Below are 22409 nucleotides of genomic sequence, written 5' to 3' on the forward strand. Positions count from 1 at the left end.
GAACCTTAGTCCCTCAGAATTTCAAAAAGAAATCTTGTAGTTTTTTTAACTTTTGTCATATTTTCATTTGATGTATCCCTTTGTATCTTTGGTATTCTTAAATATTCAAAACAGAAAGGCTTAGGGCCTCAGAATCTTAGAAACTTAGAACCTCAGAAAAAAAATGAAATACACTACAATCCCCAACACCGACATAAAAGTTAGTAAAATAAACCTGGGAACGATGACTTTCGGTCAGCAAAATACAGAAGCCGAAGGACACCAGCAAATGGATTATGCACTCGAAAGAGGCGTTAATTTTTTTGATACAGCCGAAATGTATTCGGTTCCGGCACGTGAAGAAACATACGGAAGCACAGAAAAAATTATTGGAACCTGGTTCAAAAAAACAGGAAATCGCCATAAAGTAGTTTTGGCCTCTAAAATTGCAGGTCCAAATCCTAATTTTACTTACATGCGTGAGAAAGGAGATTTCTCTCCTGCAAGTATCAAATATGCTTTAGAAAACAGCTTAAAGCGTCTTCAGACAGATTATATCGATTTGTACCAAATGCACTGGCCGGAGCGACAAACCAATTACTTTGGACAACGCGGTTTTAAAGATCACGATGATGTCTGGGAAGATAATTTTAGAGAAGTATTAGAAACTTTTGACGGATTAATCAAAGAAGGTAAAATAAAACACATTGGTGTTTCTAACGAAAATGCATGGGGAATGATGCGTTTTCTGGAAGAAAGCAAATACCAAAACCTGCCAAGAATTAAAACAGTTCAAAATCCATATAATTTACTCAATCGTTTGTTTGAAGTTGGTTCTGCCGAAGTTTCAAAATATGAGAATGTAGGTTTGTTGGCTTATTCTCCTTTGGCATTTGGTGTATTAACTGGTAAATTTTTAACCGGTGAATCACATCCAAATGCGAGAATCAACCTTTTTCCGCAATATACACGTTACAATAGCGAACAATGTACACAAGCTACAAAGTTATATCAGGAAATTGCTCATAAACACGGATTAACTCTAACAGAACTGGCAATGGGATTTGTATTACAGCAGCCGTTTTTGACTAGTGCCATTATTGGCGCAACCACAATGGAACAATTAAAAGAAAATATCGATACTATTGATGTGTTTCTTTCAAAAGAAATATTAACTGAAATCGCAGCAGTTCAGGCTATTATTCCTGATCCGGCACCTTAATAAAGATTTTAAACAAACACAAATTCCACAAATTAACACAGATTAAATCCGTGCAAATTTGTGGAATTCGTGTTTTTATTGGTAAAGGATATTGGTTTATAAGTTTAAAGTCTGATCTTTAGGATATCTCACTTTATAACTGATTCGGATTTTCCTTGTTTCATTTGGTTTCAATTGCAATTGCCAGGTTAGGATTCCTGTTTCTGTATTTACTTTTGCACCATCACTTTGCAGTAATTCTACCTCAATTTCCTTATTTGTTGTAAGCGGATATTGGTCTTTCAACAATAATTCAACACCTTCTTTTTTATTGTTTCTAACGGTTATATCATAAGTAAAAGTCTGTTCTTTTTTGGCAGATAAAAACTTAGTTCCAGATTTGTCAGCTACTTTTTCACGTTTGATCGACACTTTTTTATCACGTCCCATGCTTAAGTTTAGTGTATCGCTGGTTTGGTTTGGCTGAATAAATGTTTTACCCACATACATACCTTCAAAAATAATGTTTGCCTCGCCTTGTAATAAATTGTATTTGCTGTAATCGGCAATTTCAGCAAGAAGGAAAGCTTCATTCTCTACTTTTGGAACGGCATAGTATTTATAGGTTGCCGGAAGTTTTATTTCTTTCAGCGATACGCTATGAATTTTTCCATTTGATAAAATATCATATGGAATATCTATGTCAAAAGAAACATTCAATTGATTTTCTGAAACCGTTGTGTAATCAGAAACCGTAGATTCTGCCATAACAGGTGCGGCAACATAATTAAGTTCTTCATTAACTTTTTTATCTTTCAGTGCTCCGCGTGCACTTTGCAACTGATTCATAACGGCTCTTTGGTTGTAGCCATAATTGGCATTATTTCTCAAAAACCATGAACTCAATATAGGCGCCTGATTGTTTTGATTTGGATAACCGCTGGACAAAGTCAGTTTTACTTTTTTCCAGTCAATTCCTGTATTTTGAACTACTTGTGCTTTGTACATCATATTGATAGGAGCATTTACACTTTCAGTTCGTAAATCATAAAAAGGAGACCAGGTGGCATCATTGGTTAAATATGATATTTCAAGCGGAACTGGTCCGGCAACATTACTCATAACCTGCACAATCAATTTTCCGGAAGATGTTTTTTCTTCTTTGTTACCGTCAATTTCAAGTTTGTTGTTTAGTTTTTGAAGCGTTTCATCCAGTTTTTGCTTTTTATCCGTCAGGCTATTAATATTGTTGGCAAGTTCAAGCTGCTTGTTTTTATAATAATCAACCATTTTCATTAATTCGGCTACATTCAATCCTGAATTTGCTCCCGAAATCTGTTGGTTTTTATCTAATAACTGAATCGTTTTAGTCTCAGAATTAATGCTGTTACTCACTTTCAGAATTTCTTTCTGAACCAAAACAATACTGTCACGAACTCTTTTTAATAACGGAGATTTTGGATCGTTTTCGTATTCTGAAATATAATTATTGGTAAACTGAACCGAAAGAACTGTTACGTTTGCCGGAGCGCCAATTTGTATAGAACTTTCGTTTAGGTTGACAGCCACATTTTTAATCACAAGTTCGCTGGTACCTAACGGCAAAGTAGTACTGGCGGTTTGAGAAATTTCGGCAGCATTAAAATAAACTGTTGCAGCTTTTACTTTTGCCGTTGTAAATATGGGTTTTTGTGCAAAGGCAAAAGTGCATAACAATAAGAAAAATGCTGTTGCTTGTTTTTTAATCATGGTATTATAGTTTAAGATTTTTTTTTCTTACAAGGAATAGATTACAAATATCTAAAAGTAAAATTGATTTAGTAATACATTACCAGAATCATTTTCTTTTTGGAGTTATCAATCAGTTTTTCAATTACACTAAAAAACTTCTCGTTGACCATTGGACAACCCAGGCTATTACAAATTGGATTGATTTGTTCTTCAAACGGAATTTCTGAATATTTGTGCAAGACTATATTTCTGTCAAATGCATTGCTGTTTGTTTCGTCCAAACCGTATAATTTATAGGCTTTTCCAAATCTTCCGGTATAGGAGCTGCCAATGGCATATTTTCCTAACGAACTGCAATTAGAATCTTTTGTGTTGCTAAATCTCAGCTTTCCGGGAATTCCTGTTTCTGAACCGGAACCATGACCAACTAAACCTTTGTCTAGTAATTTATTGTGTTTTAAATCATAAATAAAAAACCGATTTTTTCCAGATTCAACTTTCATATCTAATAAAAAGACAACATCTGAATTGTATTTAGAAGACTTCCCCAAAAATCTTCTAATTTCAGCGGTCTCACTTTTTAGTTTCTCTTCGTAGGAGTAAACCGGTTTTGTATATTTAATGATTTCTATCTTTTCTTCTTTATTTCTGCAGGCAAAACTCACACAAAAAATACTGAATGAAAGCAAAATAAATAGTCTCTTTTTCATGAGTTATTTTTCAACTGTATAACCTTTAACTTTTGCAAAAGCAACAATTGATGAATTGATAGTGTTGCCTAAATCGTCTTGTTTCTTGGTTTTTTTAGATTCATTATCAATGTATTCCTGACGTTTTTTTGCCAGTACACCAATTTCTTTCTGAATCGTTTCTCTTTCTTTTGTTTTTTCGGTTACTATTTTTTGCAATTCAGCAGTGCTTTTGTTCTGTAGTTCACTGGGTAATTCTTCTTTTTTAATTTTCGAAATAGCTCCTGCATCATCTTTTACTTTATCCACAAGATCCCAGCTTTCATTTTTATAAACGGCTTTTGATTTGCTTACCGCACGATCTGCATAATTTGCACTTGAAACCATTTTGGCATTTTCATCCTGCATGATCTGGTTTCTCTTTTTCTCCGTTCCTCGTGAACCGTAATTAATGTAAGTTTTGTTCATTCTCTCATCGCATTTGGTAATTTGATCATCATAAGGAGTTACAATGTATTGTACAGACTGGTTAGAATCGATGTTGAAGTATTTACCTTTTCCACGATCAGCCCCATCTTTCCAGAGAATATTTATACCTTCCGTTTTATTACCGCAAAAGATTGTATTAACATATATATCATTTTTTAAGGCATTGCTAATTGCTTCTTTATAGCTGATTTTTCCCTGATTAAATTCTTCATTGCCCGCAATGTAAATCAGTTTCATGTTTTTGGATTCTGATGCCCATTTTAATTCTTTTGTTGCATCCTGAATCACGGCGCCACAATATTCGTTTCCGCCGTTTGTTTTTAAGGCGAATAGTTTTTCCGAAATCAAATCCAGATCTGTAGAAAGGGGAGTAACTTGTCTGATGTAATTTGATTTTTCTGATAAACCATCGTTTCCATATTCGTATAAAGCAATTTCTATATCTGGCGATCTGCCTTCATATTTTAAAGTAGTTAAAGTATTGACAATATTCCATAATCTTGACTTTGCCTGATCAATCAATCCGTCCATACTACTTGAAGTATCCAGTAAAAGTGCAACTTGTATTTTGGTAGTAGCCAAAGCTGGTTTTTCAACTTCTGTTTTATGTTTTTTTGGTGTTGCATTAGAGGAGTTGCAGCTCGCAAGGGATAATGTGGCTGCAAAAAGTGCCGAGATAAAAAGATTTGATTTCATAATTCTTGAGTTTTAATTGGATGATTACAGATCAAACTTAGAAAACTAAAACGCCTGTTTTTCGTACAAATGGTGAAACCGGGTTTTGACTTGGTGAAAAGCTGTTTTAAGATTAATAGATTGGTTTGGCTGTATTGGAGTTCAGGGATTTTAAATCGCCGTTTGGCGTAACCAGAATAAGTTCTTTATCGGTTTTCGAAAGTGGCTTTTTTTCTCTGTTAATTGCTATTTTAATTTCATATTGTATTTGAATAACAGGTTCTAATACAGTAGGATTAATTACAAAGTCAAATTCTTTATTCAATAAAGGCTGATAATAAAGTGTCACAGATTTGTTAACCTGATTGATGTTTGAAGCTTTTTTTAAGTTTAAAGAAGAGCTATTGTAAGCTTCATACGATTTATACATTTCTACAGGTACATTAACGATATAACCATCGGTTATTCTTTTCTCAGCAGTTGTAAATGTTTCTCCAAGTAATTCCTGATAGTTCTTTATCTTTTCCTGCACCATAAGTTTTGCTTTGTTCATCATCTCTTTCTTAATGGTTTCTAATGCATTTGAGAAATAATCAACTCTTACCAGATCGTATATTTCATTATTGGATAAAATCGAAATAAACTCATTTAACTGATTGGGATCTGTATATTTGATATGGATGTTTTTCTTTACTTCAAACCCTGCCGGGACTTCGTTATATGTTTTACGATTAAAAACTTTCTTTTCTGTTTCGTATTCATAAACGGGAACAAATGAAATCATGTCTACATAAGTTTCAACACCTTTTTGTAAATTGATTTCATTTAGCGACTGTTTAATTCTTTGGTCAATTAACTCGTTTACCTCTTTGGTAGTTTTACCGGTTTGCGTAGTGCTGAAAATGGCAGTATAAGCATCTGCTTTAACATTCGCCAGTCCTTTTATATTTACAAGAATATCAGCATTCGAAGGAAAGTTTACATTGATAAGATCATTGTTGTAATTCTGCTGATTCTGATAGTTGATATTTCCGGAAACCTGAGCCATTATAAAAGGAGAAAATAATGCTACTAAAAATGAGAAGAATAGTTTTTTCATGATTCTTGGTTTTAAGATTATGAAGCAAATGTATTGAGTGAAAAAACGTATTTTTGACAGAATGGGTCAACAGGTCGTTTGACTTGGTGAAAACTATAGGAAAGGAATTTGAAATTAGGTTACTTTACACTTTCAAAATAAAGTATTTGTGAAACGTCATTTGATAATTGGTTTTAGTCTGTTTTTTTTAGTGCTATTGTTTTCACAGCGAGCAACAGCACAAGCAGCTCCTGTGCAGAAAACAGAAAATACTAAAAAGGCTAAAATCAACAAAGCTGCCGAAGATTTGTCTAACTCAATTGATGAAAATGATGAATCGAAAATTGCTCAGAATTATGAAAGACTGGCGAATGAGTTTTTAAATAATGGCGATAATGCCAAAGCAGAAGAGTATTTTAAAAGAGCATTAAACAGTTATACCAAACTAAAACAGACAGAAGATAAAACCCGGGTCACCAGAAGTCTGGCAAAGGCACAGGAAAATCAGAAAAACTTTGGATCAGCCATTAAGAGTTATGAAATAGCAGGCTCACTTGCAAAGGATGAAGTTCAGGAAAAAATTAATCTGAATGATGCTAACCGACTTCGAAATCAGGCAAATCCGGCAAGTCAGACCAATTACGTCGATTCGAATATTGATTTACTGAAAAAAGAAAATAAGAGCCAGGAAGTTACAGAAGCTTATGTGCAGAAAGCACAAAATTCATTAGATCTAAAAGACAAAAAGGTTGCCATAGAAAGCTATAATAAAGCTTTGGTATATGCGAAAGATAAACCCGAAGATGTCATTAAAATCAAAAATGAAATTGCCAAGGTTTATGTCGAAGACAATCAGTTTGAGAAGGCACTTGTTATCAATGAAAAATTACTTGCCGAAGCCAGAAAGAATAAAGATTACACCACAGAGATAAAACAATTGCAGTCTCTTTCGTCACTTTATTTTGAGAAGAAAGAACCCGAAAAAGCAATTTCGTCTTTGAAAGAAGCTTATAACTTATCATTTCAAAAAGGAAATTCGGCGGAAGCCAGAAAAAGTTTGTCCTCTTTGATAAAATATTACAAAAACAAAGGTCAGGATAAAGAAAGCATGGCACTCTATGAACAGTTTTTTGAAAACTTCGAAAAACTAATCCATTCTGATACCACTTTGATTGATGCCAAAACGTTTCAGGTTACCGAAGATAAAATCCGCCAACTTGAAAAAGAGAAAACATTAAAAGATGAATTGATCACAAAGAAAAACACCTTTAATTATTTTCTTCTGGGGTCAATATTGCTGCTTTTGCTTTTGTTTATGTTCATAGTAAAAGCCTTATATGCGATTAAAACTAAGAATAAAGAAATTGCCCTGCAATCGTTACGACGCGAAATGAATCCGCATTTTATCTTTAACAGTTTAAATAGTGTCAATCAGTTTATTTCGGAAAATAAAGAATTAGAGGCCAATAAATACCTGACTTCTTATTCAAATTTAATGCGAAATATGATGGAAAATTCTAATAAAGATTTCATTTCACTGGATAAAGAAGTAGAGCAATTGAAAAAATATCTCGATCTGGAACATCTGCGTTTTCAGGATAAATTTGATTTTGTTATTACTGTTGATGAAGGTCTGGATGCCGAAAGTGTTTTGGTTCCTAATATGATTATTCAGCCTCATTTAGAAAATGCGATTTGGCATGGTTTGCGTTATCTGGATCAAAAAGGATTTTTAGAACTTAAATTTGAACTTAAAGACCAAAAAGTTGCCGTTACTATTTCTGATAACGGAATTGGTTTAACCAAAAGTCAGGAACTTAAAACAAGCAATCAAAAAGTACATGAATCACGCGGACTGAACAATACCAGAGAACGAATTGGCTTGCTAAATGAATTGTATAAAAAGCATATTTCTTTTAGCATCAGAGAAAAAGAACAACCGGAATCCGGAACAATAGTTGAAATTGTTTTTCCATTAATCGATACCATATGATGACATTTCAAAAAATAAAAAGTGTAATTGTCGAAGATGAATTGGCTGCGAGAGAAGTGCTTAAAAATTATTTGAGTAAATATTGTCCGCAGGTCGAAGTTGTAGGAGAAGCACAAAACATTAAAGAAGCCGTTCCGTTGTTGCATGAAATTAAGCCGCAATTGGTTTTTCTGGATGTTGAAATGCCTTTCGGAAATGCTTTTGATGTTCTCGAAGCCTGTAAAGATTTACAGTTTGAAACCATATTTGTAACGGCTTTTTCAGAATATTCGTTGAAAGCTTTAAATCAAAGTGCTGCGTATTATTTATTAAAGCCTATTAGTATCGAAGAACTGATTGTGGCGGTAAACAAAGTGCATCATCAGATTATGAATCACGAAATCTTTAATAGAAATAAAATTATTGTTGCCAATTTTCATGAACAAAAACCAGAAAAGCAACAGGTAATCCTGCCAACACTGGAAGGTTTTGAAGTCGTGAAGATGGAAGAAATTGTTCGCCTTCGCGGAAACGGAAATTTTACAGATTTATATCTGAACAACGGGAACAAAAAAATGGTCTGCCGATTTTTAAAACACTTTTCTGAAATTTTGCCTTTGCCTTTTATTCGGGTTCATAAGTCACACATCATTAATTTGAATTGTGTAAAATCATATAATAAAGGCGGAATCATTACGCTGAATGATGGTGCAGAAATTGAAGTTTCGCCGACTTACAAAGAAGAGTTTTTGAAGAATTTTAAATAGTTTTTTTGCCACGAAGGCGCTAAGACACGAAGTTTTTATTAAAGCTTGTGAAATTTGCTCGCAAAGTCTTTTTTTAAGTTCAATAGCGTCCAGCTTTAGCTGGATGAAAATATGAACGCAAAGAAAAAGGCTTTAGCCAAACAAATAAGTTTGGCTAAAGCCTTTTTCTTTCTTAATTTTATTCCCCCTAACTTCAGCTAGGGATTATTGAAAAACTTTGTGACTCTGCAACTTTTCGGGATTAAAAACAAAAAAACTTCGTGTCTTAGCGCCTTCGTAGCAAAAAACTACAAATCAAATTCATCCCCAATAGACAAAGAATCGTTTTTAACTGCTGTAGAATCCGGAGCTTTTATCCTGATTAAAGAACGTGCATTACCGGAAATATAAACCGGCAGTTGCTCTATTGTGTCTTCAGGGATTAAAAGGCCGCGACGAAACATTAAATTCTTTAAAAATTGCTGATTTTTTATAGCGTAGTCTTTCAGATTTCCCTGGTCATTAAACTGATACATGAATTTTCTTGGTTTCGGGATAATAGTGGCCAGATACAAACATTCATCTACATTTAAAGCCGATGGACTTTTCTGAAAATAGAAATGACTTGCTTCGCCAATTCCGTAAACATTTGGACCCCATTCTATAATGTTAAAATAGACTTCAAGCATACGTTCTTTGCTTACCACGCGATTGTTTTCGAGTATGTAAACCAACAAAATTTCTTCCAGTTTACGCGAAAGTGTTTTTTCACGGGTTAAAAAGACATTTTTAATGAGCTGCATACTAATGGTACTTGCACCGCGAGAGAATTTTTTAGTTCTGATATTCTTCAGAATAGACTGTTTGAAGGCTTCATTGATAAAACCGCGATGTGAGAAAAAAGAAGGATCTTCAGTAGTTAAAACACATTTTCTCAAATAAGGAGAAATCTGATCTAAAGGGGTATAATTCGGATTGGCATTTCCAACCAGAACCGGACGCTGCAATACGTTTTGTATGATGGCACGATAGACAAATTCACCGTTGAGTTTGTTAAGATCGGCTTCTCCGTATTTGGTGATTTTTAAATCTTCCTTGTTTAGTTTACTGTCAAAAACTAAAGTGTTTGGATTGTTTTTGTTGAACCTGAAATCGAGTTTATAATCAAAATTTCCCGTTGCTTCCATTCCCTGAAAATGAGTAAATAATCCATCAGGCAACGAAACGATAAAGTCCTGCGCCTGCATTTTTGGAATATGAACTTTTAAAGTATAAATCGTATCTTTTTCGGTACTGTAAGAAACATATGGTTTTACTTTGATCTTATTTAATTGCATGGTTGAGGTGCTGTCGATCGATATAAAATCATCACCTAATAAAAATCGGTAATCAAAACGCGCATTTTTAATGACAACATCTTTACTGGCAATTTTTGGATGATTGATTTTTAAATTAACGATAGAAGTATACCCGTCAATATGTAATTCGCTTCCGTCTTTTTCTATGTTCTGCACATTTAAACGAATCGAATCAAAACTTGCTTTCAGGTTGTAGCGCTCGTCTAAATACGGAACGCGAATGGCTCCGGTATCTAAATTAAAGAAACGGATATCTGCTTTTTTATTTCTTGGATCTGCAAATCCTTTTATATTCCAGCGCTGATCAAAATCTTTGCTCTGAACATGAAGGCTGGTTTCAAGTTGTTTATTGTCTAAAATAAGCTTATTGACAGCGACAGACGTTTTTTTGCCGTTATCATCAATTCTGAAATTCAGCTTTTCCAACTTCATATCGGTTGGAACAAGATTCAGCAATTTGGAAATAATACGATACGCAAAAGTGGCATATTTGCGTTTTTCATTTTTATCAGAATCGGCTTTGTCTTTTTTCAGGAAAGCATCAAAGTTGCGGACATTTCCTTTTTTAACCAATTGAATGTATCCGTTATTTACTTTTAGAGTTCCAATCTGGACATCACCAATTAATAAATTTGATAAACTAATACTGGTTTCTATTTTTTGAATGTGGCAAAGTGTATCGGCATTTTTGGGTACCAGAATAACATCTGTTAATTTAATTCCGGACAAACCATCAAACGAAGCTGATTTTACAGAAAAAGTACTATTGTATTCGGTATCCATTTTGCTTTTTACTTTTGTGATCGCTTTTCTTAACAGAGCATCACGAAAAAAGTAGAAACCTAAAAAAAGCACTACTAATACCAGGACAAGTATTAAAAGTGCTTTATATATTTTTTGTTTTGGAAATTTCATAAAGTAAATTTAGAACAATATTATCCAAAAAGAATACCTGCTACATCTTCAATTTTGGCTACAAGCTCAATCTTGATTCCGGTATCTTTTAATGCAATTTTGTTGTACTTAGAGACAAAGATAGTGGTAAAGCCCAATTTCTCGGCTTCCTGAATACGCTGATCTACACGGTTTACAGGACGAATTTCTCCCGAAAGTCCCACTTCGCCGGCAAAACAAAAACCTTTTGTAACCGGAATATCTTCGTTTGAAGATAAAATAGCGGCAACAACTGCTAAATCAATGGCCGGATCATCAACAGAAATTCCTCCGGTAACATTCAGGAATACATCCTTTGCACCTAAACGAAAACCGGCTCTTTTTTCTAAAACGGCCAAAATCATGTTTAATCTTTTGGCATTATAACCCGTTGTGCTTCGTTGTGGGGTTCCGTAAACTGCGGTACTTACCAGAGATTGTATTTCGATCATCAGCGGTCGCATGCCTTCCATGGTTGTGGCAATTGCAGTTCCTGACATTTCTTCGTCTTTGTGGGAAATCAATATTTCAGACGGATTAGAAACTTCTCTTAAGCCGCTTCCAAGCATTTCATAAATTCCCAATTCGGCAGTTGAGCCAAAACGGTTTTTTAAAGAACGCAGAATTCGGTACACATGATTTCGGTCGCCTTCAAATTGTAAAACAGTATCGACCATGTGCTCCAGAATTTTTGGTCCGGCGATATTTCCGTCTTTCGTAATATGTCCAATCAAAATAACCGGAATATTGGTTTCTTTCGCGAATTTGATCAGTTCGGCAGTGGTTTCTCTAATTTGAGAAATACTTCCGGCTGTTGATTCGATATAATCGGTATGTAAAGTCTGGATAGAGTCAATAATGACAATTTCTGGCTGAATGGCTTCAATTTGCTTGAAGATGTTTTGCGTTTTAGTTTCCGTCAGGATATAACAATTGTCACTGTTTGGCGTAATCCTTTCGGCGCGCATTTTAATTTGTTTCTGGCTTTCTTCTCCGGAAACATATAAGGTTTTATAAGGTAATTTTAGAGAGATCTGAAGCAAAAGTGTACTTTTTCCAATTCCGGGTTCACCGCCCAAAAGTGTCAAAGATCCCGGAACAATTCCACCACCCAAAACACGATTTAACTCGCCGTCAGTAGTATTCATTCGAATTTCCTGAGCAGAATCTATTTCGTTAATTTTTAATGGGCGTGGTGCTTTACCACTTGTAGTGGGTTCGCTTTTCCAGGCAACCTTTTCTTGTTTCTGAATGATTTCTTCGGCAATCGTATTCCATTCTTTGCAGGCATTACATTGTCCCTGCCATTTGGCATATTGAGTTCCGCAGTTTTGACAAAAAAAGGAAGTTTTAACTTTTGACATTATTTACTGGTTTTTTCAAGTGTTTTCATCTGGTCGATTTTCTCGTACATCAAATCTTTGTTTAAATCTCCAATAGGCTCCATTTGCGAAGCGTTTTGATATTTTTTTGACGCTCTTTTTGGATCTCCCATTTTTTCGTACATCAATCCTAATTCGTATTCGCCTAACATCGCTTTAGGGTAATTTACATTTCCAATTTCAGCCATTTTGCCTAATTCGTCATAGGCATTCTTTTTCAGGATAAGGGTTTCTATAATTTTGAAATCGCTTATTCTTACCGGAATCTGAACTCCAAGAACTTTAGACATTACATTGTATTTGTTTTCCAGATAATCTGCGTAACCTGTTTCAAGAACAGCAATCTTATTATTGTATTCGGCAGAATTTATAGGTCTGTAAACTTCAAATATTTGATATAAAGCACTTGGAATAGCATGTAAAACTTCTGTGTAATGGGTTGTACCTTTAAACAAATCGTATTTATAATTTACTAACGGATTATTAGCAATTTTAATATTACTGTCTAATTTTTCAATAGGTTCTTTGATTTTTTTATTATCTCCGTCTGCTACAGATAAGTAATAAAATAAAGGCTCTGTTAATTTAGCGAACTTTTCAGGAATTCGAACTTCCATCTTATTGGCAAGCTCAGGACTAAAAGAGATGTAAGCATTAAAAAGAGGTTTTTCTTTATATAAATAGAAATTGATAAAACTTGCTGTTACGTCATGACCTGCAATAATTCTAAAAGGCGATGTACGATATTTTTTTTCGATGTAGGGAACCAATTCGGCACCAATAAATTCAAAAAAGTTTGCTCCTTTTTCAAACGGAAGTCCAGTATTCTGATCAGTTGTTGTGTCGTCTTCACGTTCATCATTTTTATTTTGATGAACACCAATAATAATTGCTTCCGGCAAATCTCCCCAATAAGCACCGTAACTTAAAGCGCCGGAGAAAGGATCAAACAGATAATCACCATCCAGTAAATACAAAACCGGATATTTTTTATCAGGATTGGCTTCGTAAGATTCAGGAAGTCCGATGGTTATTCTTCGTTCTTCTCCCAGTTTTTCAGATTTGATGTTGTCGAATCTTTTCTGCGAGAAAACAGAAACAGAAATTAAAGTAATGAGTAGGTAAACTTTTTTCATGAGTTGGGGCATTTCAGTGAATTAAAAAGTATTGAAATAGTGTAGCAATATAATACTTTATTTGCTTTTTTATTGTGGTAGGATTTTAAAAAAGGACTGAAAGTATAGGATAATTTGTTTTAATTTAAGGCAAAACAAATCTGATTCGTTCAAAAATAATTTTGACAAATAAAAAGGAAAGTAAAATGTAAATGAAGGATTAAGTTAGCGAATTATCGTTTTCATTAGGGAAAATGATCCATGGCTTGAAGGTTTTGGCTTCTTCAAATTCCAGGGTTGCATAAGATATAATGATGATAATATCGTCTTTTTGAACTTTTCTTGCCGCAGGTCCATTCAGTGTTATATCTCCTGAATTTTTTTCTCCTTTGATCGCGTAAGTTTCAAAACGTTCGCCATTATTAATGTTTACAATAGATACTTTTTCGCCTTCAATAATATTTGAGGCTTCCAGTAATGTTTCATCAATAGTAATGCTGCCAATATAATTTAAATCAGCTCCGGTTACTTTTACTCGATGAATTTTTGATTTTATAACTTGAATTTGCATGGTGCAAAGGTAAATTAATTTAATGAAATGGTATCAATCAGCCTTATAGAATTAACAAATACCGCTATAAATGCACGGTAATTTTTGTCTTTATTTTTATGATCTATAGGCAATAATGTAGATTCGTCAGCAATGACAAAATATTCCAGCTCGAATTTTTTGTTGTCTTTGAATGAATTTTTAACAAATTCGATCGTCTCTTCAGGGCTGCTGGTCTGAAAAATCTCTTTTGCTTCAGTCAGGGTTTTGTAAATAATAGAAGCTTCTTTTCTTTCTTCCGGAGTTAAGCGTTCATTTCTGGAACTCATCGCCAATTGATTGTCTTCTCTAAAAATAGGGCAACCAACAATATTTACAGGTAAATGGTTTTTTTCGACCATTTTTTTAACGATTTGCAATTGCTGAAAATCTTTTTCGCCAAAATAGGCATTGGTTGGAGTAACAATTTCGAACAGGCGTTTTACAATAGTTCCGACTCCGTTAAAGTGTCCGGGTCTGAATTTTCCCTCCATCTGATTCTCTAATCCGTCAAAGTCAAAAGATTGAGAAATTGTATGTCCTTCATAAATATCATCTACAGAAGGTGCATATAAAATCATTTTGTCACTTAAACCTCTCATTTTCTTTACATCCTCCTCTAATGTTCGGGGATATTTCTCGAGATCTTCGGGGTTGTTAAACTGAGTTGGGTTTACGAAAATACTTACAACTGTATCGTCGTTTTCTTTAAGTGATCTTTGCATTAAAGCCAAATGCCCTTGGTGTAAAGCGCCCATTGTTGGTACAAATCCGATAGTTGAATTTGTAGTTTTGATAGTTTTCAAATAAGCTATCAAAGCTACTTTACCGTAGAAAATATGCATGGCGGTATTATTAAAATTTAGTGCAAACATAATATATTAGTTATAAACTGCATAAATTTTTGTAATTTTGCAACGTTTTTATTACCAAAAATTAAGTAAAATACTATTATGAAAGATAAGAGGATATTATATGTATCATCTGAAGTCGTGCCTTACTTGGCTGAAAATGAGGTTTCTTTAATGTCTTATGACGTTCCAAAAATGATTAACGATCAGGGAGGTCAGATAAGAATTTTCATGCCAAGATACGGAAATATTAACGAGAGAAGACACCAGTTACACGAAGTGATTAGACTTTCAGGAATGAATTTGGTAGTGAATGACTTAGATATGCCATTGATTATTAAGGTTGCTTCGATTCCTAAAGAAAGAATTCAGGTTTACTTTATCGATAATGATGAATACTTTAAGCGTAAAGCAACTTTTGCTGACGAAGAGGGAGTTCTGTATCCTGATAATGATGAAAGAGCCATATTTTTTGCAAAAGGAGTTGTAGAAACGGTAAAAAAACTAAACTGGGTTCCGGATATTATTCACGTTCATGGCTGGTTAGCTGCAATGTTACCAATCTACATGAAACATTACTATAAAAACGAAGCTTTATTTTCTGAAACTAAAATTGTGACCTCTGTTTATGGTCAGTCTTTTGATGAAAATCTGGATTTAGAAATGATAAATAAGGTGAAATTTGATGGTGTTCCGCATGAATCTGTTGCTGATCTTGAAACACCTAACTACGAAAATATCATGAAGGCTAGTGTTTTACATTCTGATGCCGTGATAATAGCATCTGAAAATGTATCTCCAAGTTTAACAAAATTTATAGAATCTTCAGGAAAACCTTTTTTACCTTTCGCCAGGAAAGATGCATTCGCTGAAGCGTATACAAATTTCTATAAAACGATGGGTCTTTAAAAATTAACTTTATTATTAAACATGTATAATACTTCTTTTATTAAGAAAATTCTATTAGTCGCAACAGTTGTTCTTTTGTATTCTTGCGATAAAGATTTTAATGCGATTGGTGATGGTTTGATCGGTGATGATCATTTTGGATTAGAGTCTGAAAAATATGATGTTTTAGCTTATAATCAGGAAGTAACTCCGGTTCAGTCAAATGGACTGACACTATATGGCTTAGGTATTTATGATAATCCGGTTTTTGGAAGCACTACTTCAAGTTTTGTTACTCAGGTTAATTTGAGTGCTTATGCGCCAACTATAGGTGATTCGCCTGAAATAGAAAGTGTAGTATTAACTGTTCCTTATTTAAGTCATGTAACTGCATCTGATCCAAAAGGCGGAAGTGTATATGCTTTGGACTCTATATATGGAGACAAAAAAAATGGTAAAATTAAACTGAGTGTTTACGAATCAGGTGTTCAAATGCGCGGTTCTTATATTAACGGAGGGTCACAATTTCCTCAGTTGTATTATACCAATCAGGATTCTCCGGATTCAGATGATATAAATTTTGATGCGAGCAAAATTGGAGCAAGATTAAATGACTCCAGCGATAAGTCACAAAATGATGAATTTGTTTTTAGTGCAGCACAAAGAAAAGATTCAACTGTAGTTGATGCTAATGCCGCTACAAAAACATATACATACACTTACGTGGCGCCTCAAATGCGATTGGATTTGAATACAGCATATTTTCAGAATAAAATACTTAAAGCCGATGCTTCAAAACTTTCTTCTCCGGATATTTTTCAGGAATATTTCAGAGGACTATATTTTAAAGTAGAGCGATCAGGTAGTAATCCTGTGAATATGGCATTAATAAATTTTGCCCAGACTGGTGCTGTAATCACGATCAAATATAAAGCAAAAACGGCTGTAACAACAGATCCTGATACTACAACCGAAGAGAAGACACTGGTGATTAATTTATCTGGTGGTGCTGCAGCTGGTTTGCAAAAAGGTTCCAGAACTTCAGATTTTGATACGGCTATAAAAAATCCAAATAAAACAACTGGAGATGACAGGCTTTACTTAAAAGGAGGCCAAGGGTCGCTTGCTGTGATCGAATTGACCGGATTTGCAGCTAAGCTAAATGAATTAAGAACTAAAAACTGGTTAGTAAATGAAGCTAATTTAGTTTTTTCTATTGATTCAGATAAAATGGCTTATAATCCTAGCAGTAACCCGGATAATTTAGCCTGGGAGCCAAAACGGGTTTATTTATATGACCTTGATAATAATTTGCCAATTGCAGATTATTTATCAGACGGAACTTCTAGTATAACAACTGACAGTAAAATGACAAAGGTTGTTTACAGTGGTATCATTAATGTTGATGCTACTACTAAACGAGGTACGACTTATAAAATTAGGTTAACCAGTCATATTCGTAATATTATAAAAGATGCCACTGTAAAAAATGTAAGATTAGGTTTAGTTGTTACAGGAGATATAAATACTATAGCTTCAAGCAAATTAAAACTTAAAAATGACGTTATTACAGATGTGCCAAGAGCTTCAGTAATGAGTCCGTTAGGGACAGTATTATTCGGAGGGTCTTCAAGTTCAAATATTCCAGCCGGAAAAAAATTGCAACTTGAAATTTACTACACGAAACCAAATTAATAAATAATATATGTGTGGAATTGTTGGATATATCGGTCATCGAGAGGCTTATCCTATTGTTATAAAAGGGTTAAAGCGGCTTGAGTACAGAGGATATGATAGTGCCGGGGTCATGTTGTATGATGATGAGTCTGGTGTAAAAGTCTGTAAAACAAAAGGTAAAGTTTCTGATCTTGAAGCAAAAGCAAAAGATAATTTAACTACAAACGGAATTATAGGAATTGGACATACACGTTGGGCAACCCACGGAGTGCCAAATGATGTAAACTCACATCCGCATCTTTCTAATTCAGGAGATTTAGTTATTATTCATAATGGAATCATTGAGAATTATGCGCCACTTAAAGAAGAATTAATCAAAAGAGGTTATACTTTTAAGTCTGATACGGATACTGAGGTTTTAGTAAATCTTATCGAAGAGGTTCAGAAAAATGAAGGAATTAAACTGGGTAAAGCAGTTCAGATTGCTTTAAATCAGGTTGTAGGAGCGTATGCGATTGCGGTTTTTGATAGAAAAAATCCAAACGAAATTGTAGCTGCAAGATTAGGTAGCCCGTTAGCGATTGGAGTGGGTGAAGGAGAATACTTTATAGCTTCTGATGCTTCTCCTTTTATCGAGTACACTTCAAATGCGATTTATCTTGAAGATGGTGAAATGGCAAATATTAGATTGCATAAGCCTCTTAAAGTTAGAAAAATTCAGGACGACTCTTTGGTAAATCCTTATATTCAGCAGCTTCAGATGAATTTGGAGCAAATTGAAAAAGGAGGTTATGATCACTTTATGCTTAAAGAAATCTATGAGCAACCAAGTGTTATAAAAGATACTTACAGAGGAAGACTTCATGCTAATGAAGGGATAGTTCAAATGGCTGGAGTTGAGGATAACCTTGAAAAGTTCTTAAACGCTCAGCGAATCTTAATTGTAGCTTGTGGTACTTCATGGCACGCAGGTTTAGTAGCAGAATATATTTTTGAAGAGTTTACCCGTATTCCGGTTGAAGTTGAATATGCTTCTGAATTTAGATACAGAAACCCAATCATTAATAAAAATGATGTAGTTATTGCAATTTCTCAATCTGGAGAAACTGCAGATACTATGGCGGCTATTAAACTGGCAAAAGAAAATGGTGCTTTTGTTTTTGGAGTTTGTAATGTAGTAGGTTCTTCTATTTCGAGAGAAAGCCATGCAGGAGCTTATACACATGCAGGGCCAGAAATTGGAGTGGCTTCGACTAAAGCGTTTACAACACAAATTACTGTTTTAACCATGATCGCTTTACGATTAGGGAAAGCTAAAGGTACTTTGTCGAATCCTGATTTTCATGCTTACTTGCAGGAATTAGAATTGATTCCGGAAAGAGTTGCTGAAGCATTAGAAACAAATGACAGAGCAAAAGAAATTGCTGCTGCTTTTAAAGATGCGCCAAATTGCTTGTATTTAGGTCGTGGATATAATTTCCCTGTGGCACTAGAAGGTGCTTTGAAGCTTAAAGAGATCTCTTATATTCATGCAGAAGGTTATCCGGCTGCTGAAATGAAACACGGTCCCATTGCTTTAATTGATGAGCATATGCCTGTTATTGTAATTGCTCCTAAACAAGGTCATTATGACAAAATTGTAAGTAACATACAGGAAATTAAATCCAGAAGTGGTAAAATCATTGCTGTAGTTACCAAAGGTGATACACAAGTTCGTGAATTAGCTGATTATGTGATCGAAATTCCTGAAACTTCAGATGCGTTATCGCCACTTATTACAACTATACCATTGCAATTACTTTCTTACTATATTGCTGTTATGAGAGGTTGTAATGTCGATCAGCCACGTAACCTGGCAAAATCTGTTACTGTAGAGTAATATTTTAAAATATAAAAATGTTAAAAAAGCGAGATTTAGGTCTCGCTTTTTTTTATTGTCATATTTTTTTTCTGACCCTTGTATTTTTATTAAATCCTCATTTTTTTTAAATAAAATTATATGTATGCATAGTAATTATATTTCGAAAAGATTAATGATTGATTTTAATTTAATAAAACTCATTAGCAAATAGTTAAAATAGATGCTAAAAAGATGTGTAATATTAATTTTTTTTAACATTTTTTTATTAATATTAAAAATATTTGTATTTTGGCTAGATAAACTAACCAAAAATTAACCTAAATGAGAGTATATTTACTAATTATGTTGTTTTTCAGCGGAATATCCTTTGCGCAGAATACAATTACGGGTTCTGTTACCGATAGTAACAAACAATCAATTCCTGGTGCCAATGTAACAATTGTAGGAGGCTCAAGTGGTGTTTCTACTGATTTTGACGGGACATTTAAACTCACCACATCTTCTAAGCCGCCTTTTACGATTAAGGTGACGGCAGTAGGATTCGAAACGAGAACGATTAACATTACATCTTTAACTCAAAAAATAGATGTAGTTTTAAAAGACGAAGAAACAAAGCTGGATGAAATAGTAGTTTCGGCTTCAAGAACTCCTGAAAGAGTAATTGAGTCGCCAGTTACTATTGAAAGAATGGGAATTCAGGAAATCAGGAATACAACAGCTCCTACTTTTTATGATGGTTTAGAAAACTTAAAAGAAGTAAATTTCAATACCAGTAGTATCTCATTTAAGTCAATTAATACTCGTGGTTTTGCTACAGTTGCCAATACCCGTTTTATGCAGTTGGTTGACGGAATGGATAATTCATCACCGGCATTGAACTTTGTTTTAGGAAACTTAATAGGTATTTCGGATATCGATGTGGCCAATGTTGAGCTTTTGCCTGGTGCATCTTCTGCGCTTTATGGAGCAAATGCTTTTAACGGTATTATGTTTATGAATAGTAAAAGCCCTTTTACAAACGAAGGAATAAGTGTTTATTACAAATACGGACAAACTAGTCAAAAAGCAGCCGGAACAAATGATTACAATGATTTTGGAATTAGAGCGGCAAAAGCTTTTACAAAACACTTTGCTTTAAAAGCTAACTTCACCTATATGGAGGCAACCGAATGGATTGCTGCCGATACAAGAAGTATGACTGGTGGTTCTGTTGGTCATGCCATGAATCAAAATTATGACGGATTAAATATCTATGGTGACGAGGTTACTACTTTTATTCCAAATGTTGGACAAGTAAGCAGAACAGGATATCGTGAACAGGATTTGACAGATAATAAAGTTAAAAACGTAAAAGCAGATTTTTCTGCTCACATCAGACCTTTTGCTGATGATACAGAAGTTATTCTGCAATATAAAATAGGTTTAGGTAGTACGATTTATCAGGGAGCAAATAGATATGCACTGAAAGATTTTATGATGCAACAAGGTAAAGTCGAAGTAAAAGGGAAAAACTTTTTTGCAAGATTTTATGCTACAGATGAAGATGCCGGAAATTCTTATGATATGAGATTTGCTGCCTGGAACGTAAACAGAGCTGCAAAATCTGATCAGGAATGGTTTACCAATTACGCTACAGCTTATCAGTTATCTGGTGCTGTGATGGGAACAAATGCAAATGAATCTGCAGCTATTGCAAGAAACTTTGCTGATTATAATATACTTCCTGCGCAAATCTCGTTTATTCCAAAACCTACAGGTCAGGCAAGATTTGAACCAGGCTCGGCTCAGTTTAATAGTGCATTGGCAACAGTGCTCTCAAATCCTGATTTAACTCAGGGAGCTAAATTTATTGACCATTCAAAATTATATCACTCTGATGTTAATTATAACTTTAGAGATATGATAAAATGGGCAGAAATTCAGGTTGGTGGTTCCTGGAGAGAATATATAATGAATTCTGAAGGAACTATTTTTACAGATTATGATGGTCCAATTAGTTATAGAGAATATGGTGCTTATGGTCAATTAACTAAAAAGTTTCTTGAAGACAGATTAAAGTTCACGGGATCTTTACGTTATGATAAAAGCCAAAACTTTGATGGAAAAATTTCTCCAAGAGTTTCATTTGTATATTCTGCAGGTGAATCAAAAAGACATAACTTCAGATTGTCTTATCAAACAGGTTTTCGTAACCCAACAACACAAGATCAATATATTGGTTTAGATTTAGGACCATTTGCATTAATTGGTTCTGCGCCTGAAAATTTAGATCGTTTTAAAGAAACAGTAAATGTAAGTGCGGCAGGACAGGCAATTGCGGGTCAGCCTGCAACAATAGGAATGTCAGGTCAAAATGCTTATCATAATGCTTATACTGTTGCTTCTGTTCAGGCGTTTGCTGCTTCAGCAAATCCGGCAGATCTTCAGGTTGCTAATATAGGTTTAGTAAAGCCGGAACAGGTTCAGGCTTTTGAGGTGGGATATCGTTCAGTAGTTCAAAACGATTTATCAATAGACTTGAATGCTTATTATAATATTTATAATGATTTCATGAATACTGCTAGAGTAATATCTCCTTACTACGGAACGGTAGGAACAGATTCTTCTAATCCTGCGGTACAACAATCTTACCAGGCATTAGCATTTGGTGACAGAAGAGTGTATCAGGTTTATACAAACACAACAGCGCAGGTTTCTTCATTAGGCTTTGGAGTTGGTTTGTCTAAAAAAGTATATAAAGATTTTGAATTAGGTGTGAATTATAACTACGCTCAATTTGATTTTAACCAGGCAGATGATCCAAGTTTTGTGGCAGGATTTAATACTCCAAAACACAGAATCAAAGCTTCTCTTGGAAATGCAAAAGTGATTAAAAATTTAGGTTTTAATGTGAATGTAAGATGGAATACAGAGTATTTATGGCAATCGTCTTTTGGAGACGGAATGATTCCGGAGAATACCGTTCTTGATGCTCAGATAAATTATGCTTTCCCAAAACTAAAATCCGTTTTTAAAGTTGGGGCAACAAATCTTTTTGGATCTGATTATCTTCAGGTAATTGGAGCAGGAGCAATTGGTCAGCAATGGTTTCTTTCCTGGACAATTAATCCATAATTATAAAATTGGTTAGGTGAAAACAGGTTTCTTTCTTTTAGTTTTTATATAAAACAAAAAATCGAAAGAAGTAATAATTTT

The 22409-nt window shown here is 34.2% G+C and carries 16 protein-coding genes; 7 read left to right on the forward strand and 9 right to left on the reverse strand.

The window, feature by feature from the left end; translation table 11 throughout:
* The first annotated feature begins 163 nt into the window (after positions 1-163).
* Positions 164-1201: an NADP(H)-dependent aldo-keto reductase gene (locus tag A4F88_RS07415; RefSeq protein WP_068841942.1), complete on the forward strand. Its 1038-nt coding sequence runs from the start codon at positions 164-166 to the stop codon at positions 1199-1201.
* A 96-nt stretch (positions 1202-1297) separates the two neighbouring features.
* Here the strand turns inward: A4F88_RS07415 and A4F88_RS07420 are convergent, their stop codons facing one another.
* The 4 genes from A4F88_RS07420 to A4F88_RS07435 form a co-directional block, all read right to left on the reverse strand.
* Positions 1298-2929 carry a DUF4139 domain-containing protein gene (locus A4F88_RS07420; protein ID WP_068841943.1) on the reverse strand — a complete coding sequence of 544 codons (1632 nt, stop codon included), beginning with the start codon at positions 2927-2929 and terminating at the stop codon, positions 1298-1300.
* A gap of 68 nt (positions 2930-2997) precedes the next feature.
* Complete coding sequence (locus A4F88_RS07425; protein WP_068841944.1) at positions 2998-3621, reverse strand: murein L,D-transpeptidase catalytic domain-containing protein; 624 nt, start codon at positions 3619-3621, stop codon at positions 2998-3000.
* Between the two features lie 3 nt (positions 3622-3624).
* Positions 3625-4785 carry a vWA domain-containing protein gene (locus A4F88_RS07430; RefSeq protein WP_068841945.1) on the reverse strand — a complete coding sequence of 387 codons (1161 nt, stop codon included), beginning with the start codon at positions 4783-4785 and terminating at the stop codon, positions 3625-3627.
* 112 nt (positions 4786-4897) lie between these two features.
* Positions 4898-5863, reverse strand: a complete 966-nt coding sequence (locus A4F88_RS07435; protein ID WP_068841946.1) for an SIMPL domain-containing protein — start codon at positions 5861-5863, stop codon at positions 4898-4900.
* 148 nt (positions 5864-6011) lie between these two features.
* On the opposite strand from A4F88_RS07435, the gene A4F88_RS07440 reads away from it, so the two are divergent.
* Positions 6012-7835 carry a tetratricopeptide repeat-containing sensor histidine kinase gene (locus tag A4F88_RS07440; protein ID WP_068841947.1) on the forward strand — a complete coding sequence of 608 codons (1824 nt, stop codon included), beginning with the start codon at positions 6012-6014 and terminating at the stop codon, positions 7833-7835.
* Entirely contained in the window at positions 7832-8581 is a 750-nt protein-coding gene (locus A4F88_RS07445; protein ID WP_068841948.1) for a LytR/AlgR family response regulator transcription factor, read from the forward strand. Before A4F88_RS07440 ends, A4F88_RS07445 begins: the two co-directional genes overlap by 4 nt.
* A gap of 287 nt (positions 8582-8868) precedes the next feature.
* Here A4F88_RS07445 and A4F88_RS07450 read toward each other — a convergent pair whose 3' ends face one another.
* The 5 genes from A4F88_RS07450 to panC all read right to left on the reverse strand — a co-directional run bounded on the left by A4F88_RS07450 (position 8869) and on the right by panC (position 14812).
* A complete protein-coding gene (locus tag A4F88_RS07450; protein WP_068841949.1) occupies positions 8869-10833 on the reverse strand; it encodes a transglycosylase domain-containing protein in 1965 nt (654 codons plus the stop codon).
* A gap of 20 nt (positions 10834-10853) precedes the next feature.
* Positions 10854-12215 carry a DNA repair protein RadA gene (gene radA / locus A4F88_RS07455; protein WP_068841950.1) on the reverse strand — a complete coding sequence of 454 codons (1362 nt, stop codon included), beginning with the start codon at positions 12213-12215 and terminating at the stop codon, positions 10854-10856.
* On the reverse strand, positions 12215-13369 hold the full coding sequence (locus tag A4F88_RS07460) for an alpha/beta hydrolase (protein WP_068841951.1): 1155 nt from the start codon (positions 13367-13369) through the stop codon (positions 12215-12217). Before A4F88_RS07460 ends, radA begins: the two co-directional genes overlap by 1 nt.
* A gap of 199 nt (positions 13370-13568) precedes the next feature.
* Positions 13569-13919 carry an aspartate 1-decarboxylase gene (panD, locus tag A4F88_RS07465; RefSeq protein ID WP_041520307.1) on the reverse strand — a complete coding sequence of 117 codons (351 nt, stop codon included), beginning with the start codon at positions 13917-13919 and terminating at the stop codon, positions 13569-13571.
* A gap of 14 nt (positions 13920-13933) precedes the next feature.
* Positions 13934-14812, reverse strand: a complete 879-nt coding sequence (panC, locus tag A4F88_RS07470) for a pantoate--beta-alanine ligase (RefSeq protein WP_068841952.1) — start codon at positions 14810-14812, stop codon at positions 13934-13936.
* Between the two features lie 78 nt (positions 14813-14890).
* Between panC and A4F88_RS07475 the strand changes: the two genes are divergently transcribed.
* The 4 genes from A4F88_RS07475 (at position 14891) to A4F88_RS07490 (ending at position 22328) form a co-directional block, all read left to right on the forward strand.
* A complete protein-coding gene (locus tag A4F88_RS07475) occupies positions 14891-15697 on the forward strand; it encodes a glycogen/starch synthase (RefSeq protein WP_068841953.1) in 807 nt (268 codons plus the stop codon).
* A 21-nt stretch (positions 15698-15718) separates the two neighbouring features.
* Entirely contained in the window at positions 15719-17371 is a 1653-nt protein-coding gene (gene bamH, locus A4F88_RS07480; RefSeq protein WP_068841954.1) for a BamH family beta-barrel-assembly machinery protein, read from the forward strand.
* A gap of 10 nt (positions 17372-17381) precedes the next feature.
* Complete coding sequence (gene glmS / locus A4F88_RS07485) at positions 17382-19232, forward strand: glutamine--fructose-6-phosphate transaminase (isomerizing) (RefSeq protein ID WP_068841955.1); 1851 nt, start codon at positions 17382-17384, stop codon at positions 19230-19232.
* 303 nt (positions 19233-19535) lie between these two features.
* A complete protein-coding gene (locus A4F88_RS07490; RefSeq protein ID WP_068841956.1) occupies positions 19536-22328 on the forward strand; it encodes a TonB-dependent receptor in 2793 nt (930 codons plus the stop codon).
* Positions 22329-22409 lie beyond the last annotated feature (81 nt).

It is taken from the genome of Flavobacterium chilense (assembly GCF_001602525.1).
GTDB classification, from domain to species: Bacteria; Bacteroidota; Bacteroidia; order Flavobacteriales; family Flavobacteriaceae; genus Flavobacterium; species Flavobacterium chilense.

Coding starts and splice junctions, on each gene's coding strand:
- A4F88_RS07415 (WP_068841942.1), top strand. CDS start 164: ATGAAATACACTACAATCCCCAACACCGACATAAAAGTTAGTAAAATA.
- A4F88_RS07420 (WP_068841943.1), bottom strand. CDS start 2,929: ATGATTAAAAAACAAGCAACAGCATTTTTCTTATTGTTATGCACTTTT.
- A4F88_RS07425 (WP_068841944.1), bottom strand. CDS start 3,621: ATGAAAAAGAGACTATTTATTTTGCTTTCATTCAGTATTTTTTGTGTG.
- A4F88_RS07430 (WP_068841945.1), bottom strand. CDS start 4,785: ATGAAATCAAATCTTTTTATCTCGGCACTTTTTGCAGCCACATTATCC.
- A4F88_RS07435 (WP_068841946.1), bottom strand. CDS start 5,863: ATGAAAAAACTATTCTTCTCATTTTTAGTAGCATTATTTTCTCCTTTT.
- A4F88_RS07445 (WP_068841948.1), top strand. CDS start 7,832: ATGATGACATTTCAAAAAATAAAAAGTGTAATTGTCGAAGATGAATTG.
- A4F88_RS07450 (WP_068841949.1), bottom strand. CDS start 10,833: ATGAAATTTCCAAAACAAAAAATATATAAAGCACTTTTAATACTTGTC.
- radA (WP_068841950.1), bottom strand. CDS start 12,215: ATGTCAAAAGTTAAAACTTCCTTTTTTTGTCAAAACTGCGGAACTCAA.
- A4F88_RS07460 (WP_068841951.1), bottom strand. CDS start 13,369: ATGAAAAAAGTTTACCTACTCATTACTTTAATTTCTGTTTCTGTTTTC.
- panD (WP_041520307.1), bottom strand. CDS start 13,919: ATGCAAATTCAAGTTATAAAATCAAAAATTCATCGAGTAAAAGTAACC.
- panC (WP_068841952.1), bottom strand. CDS start 14,812: ATGTTTGCACTAAATTTTAATAATACCGCCATGCATATTTTCTACGGT.
- A4F88_RS07475 (WP_068841953.1), top strand. CDS start 14,891: ATGAAAGATAAGAGGATATTATATGTATCATCTGAAGTCGTGCCTTAC.
- bamH (WP_068841954.1), top strand. CDS start 15,719: ATGTATAATACTTCTTTTATTAAGAAAATTCTATTAGTCGCAACAGTT.
- glmS (WP_068841955.1), top strand. CDS start 17,382: ATGTGTGGAATTGTTGGATATATCGGTCATCGAGAGGCTTATCCTATT.
- A4F88_RS07490 (WP_068841956.1), top strand. CDS start 19,536: ATGAGAGTATATTTACTAATTATGTTGTTTTTCAGCGGAATATCCTTT.